The organism is Pseudomonas sp. C1C7, from assembly GCF_013359595.1.
Taxonomy (GTDB): Bacteria; Pseudomonadota; Gammaproteobacteria; order Pseudomonadales; family Pseudomonadaceae; genus Aquipseudomonas.
Map to the genome: position 1 here is coordinate 1 of NZ_JABFMP010000075.1, position 7,704 is coordinate 7,704.

Genomic DNA, 7,704 nt, shown 5'->3' on the forward strand with positions numbered 1-7,704 from the left:
CGGGGCGGGTGGATCAAAATCAAAAGCGAGGCGGCCTACCGGCCGGCCTGATCGGATTTGGTTCGTGTAGGAGCTGCCGAAGGCTGCGATCTTTTGATCTTGCCCTTCAAAAGATCGCAGCCTCGTTCCACTCGACAGCTCCTACAGATGTGCGGGGGCGCCCGCAGATTTTGCGTCCGCCACAAAACCTGTAGGAGCAAGGCTTGCCCGCGAAGGCGGCCTCACAGACAACCCGATTTCCCGAATGTACCCAGACCAAAGCTGTGGGAGCCAGCTTGCCAGCGACGGCGTCCCTACAACTGATAACTGAAACTGATGCTATACCGCGCCCGCCGATTAAACGTATCCAGCGCCTTCTCCGACATCGGCTTGGCCGCTTCCAGTGCGATGTTGTAGTACTTGGCATCGCCAAATCTCAGCCCCACCGCCGCCGATGACATGTCGTTGCCCTGGACCGGCAGTTTGTTGAACCAGGTCTTGGCGCGGTCCAGCACCACGTAAGGTTGCAGCACCCGAACCCAGCTGCCTTCGCGATTGAAGCTGTAGTTCACCTCATACGCCGCACCCCAGCCCTTGTCGCCGGAGGCCTGGTCGTCGGGGTAGCCGCGGCCGAAGTTCTGGCCGCCGAAGACGGCGCGTTCGCTGTCGGGCAGGGTGTCGTCGCTCCAGTAGAGGGCGGCGGAGAGGACGCCTTGCCAGTTGTCGAAGAACTTGTCGCTCTGAACCCCTGACAGGCGCAAGCGGAAGAAGTCCAGGTCGATGGCGCTGTTGTCGGTGTTGGCGCCCATGCCGTCGATGCCCTGGTACAGCCCGCCGCTGAGGATGCGCAGTTGGCGGGTGTCGGCCTTGCGCCAGTCGCTTTCGAACGCCAGGGCGCGGATGTCGGTGCGTTGCTCGACGCTCAAGGGGAAGCCCACCACCTTGTAGCGGGTCTTGTCGTCCACGGCGTACAGGCGCGCGCCGGCACTGAGCACCTCGTTGGGGGAGGCGATCAGCGGATGGTTGAAGCCTATGGAATAGCGATCGTTTTCCCGGTGCGGTTCCAGTTCGAGGCCGTTGTCCAGGCGCACATTGCTGCCCAGATCAGCGCGGTAGCGGGAGGCGGAAAGAAGCAGTTGTGTGCCCTCGGTATTGAGGAACTGGTTATAGTCCAGACGGTAGTAATGCTCTTGATCGTCACCCGGTGGAAACAGGCCGCTGAGGGTCAGTTGTTCGCCCATGGCGGTCTGGGAATTGCTGCTCACACCGAGCAGGGCCTGGGTGCCGTTGCGGTTGTCTTCGGTGGTGCTCAGGGTGCTGGTGAAGGGTTTGCGGCTGACCTGGGAGGTCAGGGTTGACGCGCCATCGGTGGTGCCAGGTGGCGGCACCTGGGCTTGCAAGGTGACGCCGGGAATGCGGCTCATCAGCGTGGTGTAGCGCTCGAACGTCTTGCGGGTCAGCGGGCGTTCGGCCTGCAGTTTTGCCACCAGTTTATCCAGCAGCGCTTTGACCCGGCCAACGTCGCCTTGCACTTGGTAATCCTTGATGTAGCCCTCCACCAACACCACGCGGGCGGTGCCGTTGTCGAAATTCTGCTGGGGCAGGAAGGCGTAGGACAGCAGGTAGCCATCCTGTTGATAACGACGGGTGATGCTGCGGGTCGCTTCGATCAGGTCGGCGAGGCTGGTTTCGTGTCCGAGCAAGGGTTGATAGAGCGCCGCCAGTTCCTCCAGCGGGTAGATCGTGCCGCCCTGGATCTGCACGTTCTTGAGCTGCACTTTGGTGTCCATCATCAGCGGTTCCTGACGCGCGCCGGGCTCGGGGACTTGCAGTGGTGTGGCGCTCGGACGGTAGGCATCGGCAGGCAGGTTCGGCACCGGCAGGTTACGGATGGTTTCGTTGCTGTTGAGGAAGCTGGGCAGGGTGTCGGCGAGGAGGGTGGAGCTGAGGGGGAACAACAACAAAAAAGCCATGACGCGCATAGGGCACTCCCTGTTCGATCGCTGTAGCACCTGGATCTTCGTGACCCAAAGAAAAGGCGGAAGACTGAGTAACATCTTCCGCCCTCAACCAAGTGTAGGCGCTGTAGGTAAGGCCGCCTGCCGACGGCCAGGTGCAAGTTAGCGTCTGTTGCCGCCCAGGGCGCCGGTGAGTCCGCCGATGACACCGCCCAGCCCGCCGGTTGTGCCGGCCGCGCCAGTGCCCGCAGAGCCGGCATTGACCAGGCCGCCAGCGGCAGCGACGGTGCCGCCCACGGTGGTCACGGTATTACCAAGGGCCGTGACCACCGGGTTGGCATTACTGCCGGCTATTGCAGTGCCGAGGTTGGCAACTGCTCCTCCGGTCTGGTTGGTGAGGCTGGCGACGGGGGCGCCGAGTCCGGTGGTGGCGCCGACGTTTTGCGTCAGCCCCGATACCGCGGTGGTGACCGGGTTGATCGCTGCGCCGACGTTGGTCCCAAGCGTGCCCAGCGCCGCCGTCGGTGCGGTATTGGCCACGCCGCTGCCACCCAGTGCGCTGCCGACGCTGGCGACCAGATTGCCGCCGGCCGCACCGGTTATGCCTGCCGCGCTGACCGTTCCGTTACTGTTGCCGATATTCAGGCCGTTGCCGACGTTGACCACCGCGCCGCCGACAGTTTCCAGCAGACCGGTGCCCGGCGTGCCAGTCCCGGCTCCTGTGCCATTGGACACCAGGCCACCTGCCTTGCCGACCGTGGTGCCGACGTTGCTCACGGCACCGCCCACGGTGTTGGTCAGCGCATTGCCGTTGCCGGCATCGGTCACTCGGGTACCCACGCCATTGACGGTATCGCCGACCTGTTTCACCACACCCTTGAGCGGATCGCCCAGCCCGGTGGCGCTGCCCACTTTGTCGGTAGTGCTCTCGACCATGGCGATCACCGGCACCAGTCTGTTGCCGACTTGCTGGGTTACCGTGCCCAGTGGGCCGGTGGTGGTGGCGGTGCTCAGGGTGTCGCCGAGCATGGTGACGCGTTCGCCGACGCCATCGAGCACCGGGGCGACCCGGGTCACTACGCCGCCCACGACTGGAACGCTGCTGGTGGCCGTGGCCAGTTTGCCGCTGACATCGGAAACGCCATTGCCGAGATCCTGCACCACGCCGCCTGCTGCCGACACCGTGACACCCAGGCCATTGGGATCGGTGCCGAGTTTGCCCAGGCCATTGGCCACGCCATCGCCCAGGGTGCTGACGACATTGCCGGTGGTGTTGGCCACGCTCTGCACGACACCGCCGGCCACGGGTACGGAACTCAGTGAATCGCCGATCTGCCCGACGCCTGAGCCCACGCCGCTGACGGTGTTGCCGACATCCTGGACAAGCGTGGTGGTGACCAGAGGCGTTGCGCCGGGGTTGGTCGGGTTGGTGGGATCGGTCGGATTGGTTGGGTTCGTCGGATCTGTTGGATTGGTGGGGTTGGTTGGATCAGTTGGATTGGTGGTGCCACCACCGCCAGTGCCAGCGGTGCCATCGGAACCGCCTGCGCCGCCACTACTGCCGCCCGCACCACCGGTGCCCGCCGTCCCGCCATCCGCGGAGGAGCTGTCCGGGCTGCTGTGATGACCGCCACCGCCGCTGCTGCAGCCGGTGAGTCCGAGGGAAAGCGCGAGCGCCAATGCGATTGCCGATTTGTGCCACACCTGTGAGTTCATGATTCAGAGTCCTTGCACCAGGAACAACGTCGTTGTCATCGAAGGCTGACCGATTCTGTTGCCGGCCATTCCTTCGTCCGTTGTTCACATGACAGTCGCAAGGGCGGTGGTGCGCCATTATTGAATTGGTATTAATGCGAGGCGGTGGTGAGGAAAAATTGCCGTGAAATCAATGAGTCAGGAAGGCGTCGAGAAGAATGGACACTTAAGTGATATACACAATTCAATCGTCCCTGCTCGCTCCTACAGTGGATTGGGGACGCCCACAGATTTTTGTCCACCACGGGCCCTGTAGGAGCGAGGCTTGCCCGCGAAGACGTCCGCCGGGCCCGCAAAAATCCCCAGTCCAAGCAATCAGCCCAGAGGCTGCCAATTGCCTGCCATGTGTTCCAGATCGCCACTGCCGATCAACTGCAACTCCCCACTCGACCCCGCCGCACTGGCCAGCAGCGCCACCTCACTGGGCAACCGCACCGGCTTCTTGAACTGCACCGCGATCTCGTAATTCGCCGTCGGCAAATGTTCATCCAGCGCCGCCAGCGTCCGGGCCTTGTTCCAAAGTCCATGAGCGATGGCCGAAGGAAAACCGAACAGCCTCGCGCTGGCCGCACTCAGGTGAATCGGGTTGTAGTCGCCGGAAACTTTGGCGTAGCGCCGGCCGATGTCCGCGGGGGCTTTCCATTGGGCGATCTGGGTCAGGGGTAGCGTCGAGGCGATTACCTCTTCCACCGGTTCGCCCTCAAGCTTGACCCCGCGACAGAGCATCGTGCTCTGCGCCTCCCACAGCGTTCCAAGCTGATCTTCCAAAGTCGTCAGCAAATCGAAAGTCGCGCCCTTGGCGTGAGGTTGCAGGTTCTGCACGCGCACGCTGACTTGCGCCCGATGCAGACCCCCCATGGGGCGCGATACGCGAATGCGGTTGCTCAGGTGGATCAGCCCGAGCAGGGGAAACGGAAACTCGTGGCGGGTGAGCAGTTGCATCTGCAAGGCGAAGGCGAGGATGTGTGGATAGGTCGGCGGCAGCAGGCTGTTGTCGGCGAAACCGCAGACCTTGCGATAAGCCGCCAGGCGTTGGGGATCGATATCCACCCAGCAGCGCAAACCGATGTCGGGAAGGGTGGTGCCGGTGATTTTTCGTCGGGTCGCGGCTTTCGCAAAGAGCGCCGGCAAGCCGGGTTCGCGATCGAGCTGGTGCCAGTCAGTAGTCATGTCTAGGCCCCCAGAACGCTTTGCCCGCACACGCGCAAGGCTTGCCCGGTGAAGGCGCCGGTGCCCGGTTGCGCCAGCCACGCCACCGCTTCGGCCACGTCCTGCGGCAGGCCGCCCTGGCCCAGGGAGCTCATGCGTCGGCCGGCCTCGCGCAGGCCGAAGGGCACCTTCGCGGTCATCTGCGTCTCGATGAAACCTGGGGCCACGGCGTTGATGCTGATGCCCCGCTCCAGCAGAGACGGCGCCCAGGCTTGCGCAAGACCGATCAGCCCGGCCTTGCTCGCCGCGTAATTGGTCTGCCCGCGATTGCCGGCGATGCCGCTGATCGAGGCCAGCAGAATCACCCGCGCATTGTCGCGCAGCGTGCCGCTGTCGAGCAGTGCCTGGGTCAGCACTTGCGGCGCATTGAGGTTGACCGCGAGCACCGCGTCCCAGAAATCCGGGGTCATGTTGGCCAGGGTTTTGTCCCGGGTGATCCCGGCGTTGTGCACCACGATGTCGACGCCGTCGGGCAGGTGTTCGACCAGTTGCGTGGCGGCATCTTCGGCGCAGATGTCCAGAGTGATGCTCTTGCCGCCCAGACGTGCGGCGAGGGCGTCGAGATCGTTCTTCGCCGGTGGCACGTCGAGCAGGATGACGTCGGCGCCGTCCCGGGCCAGGGTTTCGGCGATGGAGGCGCCGATGCCCCGGGCCGCGCCGGTGACCAGCGCCTTGCGTCCGGCCAGGGGGCGAGTCCAGTCGCTCACCTGGGTGGCGCAGGCGTTGAGGCGAATCACTTGTCCGGAAACGAATGCGCTTTTCGGGGAGAGGAAAAACCGCAGCGGGCCTTCGAGCTGATCTTCGGCACCGTCGCCGACGTAGATCAATTGCAGGGTGCCGCCGCTGCGCAGTTCCTTGGCCAGTGATCGGCTGAAGCCTTCGAGGGCGCGTTGGGCGCTGGCGGCGAACGGATCGCTCAGGGTCTGTGGATCACGCCCGAGAATCACCAAGTGCGCGCAATGATCGAGGTTTTTCATCAGCGGCTGGAAGAACTCGCGCAGCTGTTTGAGCTGCCCGGTTTGCAGCAGATCGCTGGCATCGAACACCACGGCCTTGAGTTTCGGGCCGTGGCCGGGAATCCACTCGGTGGCCATCGAAGGTTCGGCGCCGTAACTGTAGATCGCGTCAGTCAGGCGGTTGGCGAAGGCGTTGACATGCTGCGCCAGTGGCCCGCCGCCGATCAGCAGTGCACCCTCGACCGGCCGCAGCCGACCGGCTTGCCAGCGCTCCAGGCGCACCGGCGTTGGCAGGCCCAGGGCCCCGACCAGGCGGTGGCCGATGGAGGAATTGGCGAATTCGATATAGCGGTCAGACATGGAACGCACTCCGCAAGCTGGGGTTCAAAGTGTGGACCATGATTGGCGATCAGTCGTTCGGTCCGCGAGATAAGGCCTACGCTTGTGCGTTATGACAACGTAGCCCAACGCAATCCTGCAGGAGCGAAGCTTGCTCGCGAAGGCGTTGTTTCAGTGAGCATCAATGTAGCTGACACACCGTTTTCGCGAGCAAGCTTCGCTCCTGCAGGGGTCGGGCTGGGTTTGGTATCTGAATATTTCATCAGGAGCTTTTCATGACTCAACTGCGCCGCGTCGCGATCATCGGCGGAAACCGGATTCCCTTCGCCCGCTCCAACGGGCCGTTCGCCACGGCCAGCAATCAGGACATGCTCACCGCCGCGCTCGAAGGCCTGATCGAACGCTACAACCTGCATGGCCTGCGCATCGGCGAGGTGGTGGCGGGCGCGGTGCTCAAGCATTCGCGGGACATGAACCTGACCCGCGAGTGCGTGCTCGGTTCGCGGCTCTCGCCCGCGACCCCGGCCTATGACATTCAGCAGGCCTGCGGCACCGGGCTGGAGGCGGCGTTGCTGGTGGCCAACAAGATCGCCCTGGGGCAGATCGAGTGCGGCATTGCCGGCGGCGTCGATACTACCTCTGATGCGCCGATCAGCGTCGGCGAGGGCCTGCGCAAGATCCTGCTGCAAGCCAACCGCGCCAGGACCACCGGCGACAAGCTCAAGACCTTCCTGAAATTGCGCCCCCGACACCTGATCCCCGAATTCCCGCGCAACGGCGAGCCGCGCACCGGTTTGTCCATGGGCCAGCACTGCGAGCTGATGGCGCAGACCTGGGGCATTTCCCGTGAGGCGCAGGATCAGCTGGCGATGGAAAGTCACCACAAGCTGGCCGCGTCCTACGCCGAGGGCTGGCACAACGATCTGATGACACCCTTTCTGGGCCTGACCCGCGACAACAACCTGCGCCCGGACCTGACTCTGGAAAAACTCGCGACCCTGAAAACCGCTTTCGAGAAAAGCGCCAAGGGCACGCTCACCGCCGGCAACTCGACACCGCTCACCGATGGCGCGTCGCTGGTGTTGCTGGGCAGCGAAGAGTGGGCGAAGGAGCGCGGCTTGCCGATCCTCGCTTACCTGCGCGACGGCGAAGCGGCGGCAGTGGATTTCGTCAACGGCGCCGAAGGCCTGTTGATGGCGCCGGTGTATGCCGTGCCGCGCCTGCTGGCGCGCAATGGCCTGACCCTGCAGGACTTCGACTACTACGAAATCCACGAAGCCTTCGCCGCGCAGGTGCTTTGTACGCTGAAGGCCTGGGAGGATGCGCACTACTGCAAGACCCGGCTCGGGCTGGATGCGCCCTTGGGTTCGATCGACCGTAGCCGGCTGAACGTCAAAGGCAGCTCGCTGGCGGCGGGGCATCCGTTTGCGGCTACAGGAGGGAGGATTGTGGCGAACCTGGCGAAGTTGCTGGATGCGGCGGGGAAGGGGCGGGGGTTGGTGTCGATT

Annotated in this window: 5 protein-coding genes; 1 reads left to right on the forward strand and 4 read right to left on the reverse strand. The window is 64.0% G+C overall.

Going from position 1 to position 7,704, the window contains the following annotated elements:
* Nucleotides 1-293 precede the first annotated feature (293 nt).
* The 4 genes from HNO86_RS29905 to HNO86_RS29920 form a co-directional block, all read right to left on the reverse strand.
* Nucleotides 294-1,961 (reverse strand): ShlB/FhaC/HecB family hemolysin secretion/activation protein, encoded by a 1,668-nt coding sequence (locus HNO86_RS29905; protein WP_175380538.1) that lies wholly within the window; start codon nt 1,959-1,961, stop codon nt 294-296.
* Nucleotides 1,962-2,099: 138 nt separating this feature from the next.
* Nucleotides 2,100-3,653, reverse strand: a complete 1,554-nt coding sequence (locus tag HNO86_RS29910) for a collagen-like triple helix repeat-containing protein (RefSeq protein WP_175380539.1) — start codon at nt 3,651-3,653, stop codon at nt 2,100-2,102.
* Between the two features lie 354 nt (nt 3,654-4,007).
* Nucleotides 4,008-4,862 (reverse strand): MaoC family dehydratase, encoded by an 855-nt coding sequence (locus HNO86_RS29915; RefSeq protein WP_175380540.1) that lies wholly within the window; start codon nt 4,860-4,862, stop codon nt 4,008-4,010.
* A 2-nt stretch (nt 4,863-4,864) separates the two neighbouring features.
* Nucleotides 4,865-6,217 carry a 3-oxoacyl-ACP reductase gene (locus tag HNO86_RS29920; RefSeq protein WP_175380541.1) on the reverse strand — a complete coding sequence of 451 codons (1,353 nt, stop codon included), beginning with the start codon at nt 6,215-6,217 and terminating at the stop codon, nt 4,865-4,867.
* Nucleotides 6,218-6,471: 254 nt separating this feature from the next.
* Here HNO86_RS29920 and HNO86_RS29925 point away from each other — a divergent pair.
* A partial coding sequence (locus HNO86_RS29925) for an acetyl-CoA C-acetyltransferase (protein WP_175380542.1) occupies nt 6,472-7,704 on the forward strand: 1,233 nt, incomplete at its 3' end.

Coding starts and splice junctions, on each gene's coding strand:
- HNO86_RS29905 (WP_175380538.1), bottom strand. CDS start 1,961: ATGCGCGTCATGGCTTTTTTGTTGTTGTTCCCCCTCAGCTCCACCCTC.
- HNO86_RS29910 (WP_175380539.1), bottom strand. CDS start 3,653: ATGAACTCACAGGTGTGGCACAAATCGGCAATCGCATTGGCGCTCGCG.
- HNO86_RS29915 (WP_175380540.1), bottom strand. CDS start 4,862: ATGACTACTGACTGGCACCAGCTCGATCGCGAACCCGGCTTGCCGGCG.
- HNO86_RS29920 (WP_175380541.1), bottom strand. CDS start 6,217: ATGTCTGACCGCTATATCGAATTCGCCAATTCCTCCATCGGCCACCGC.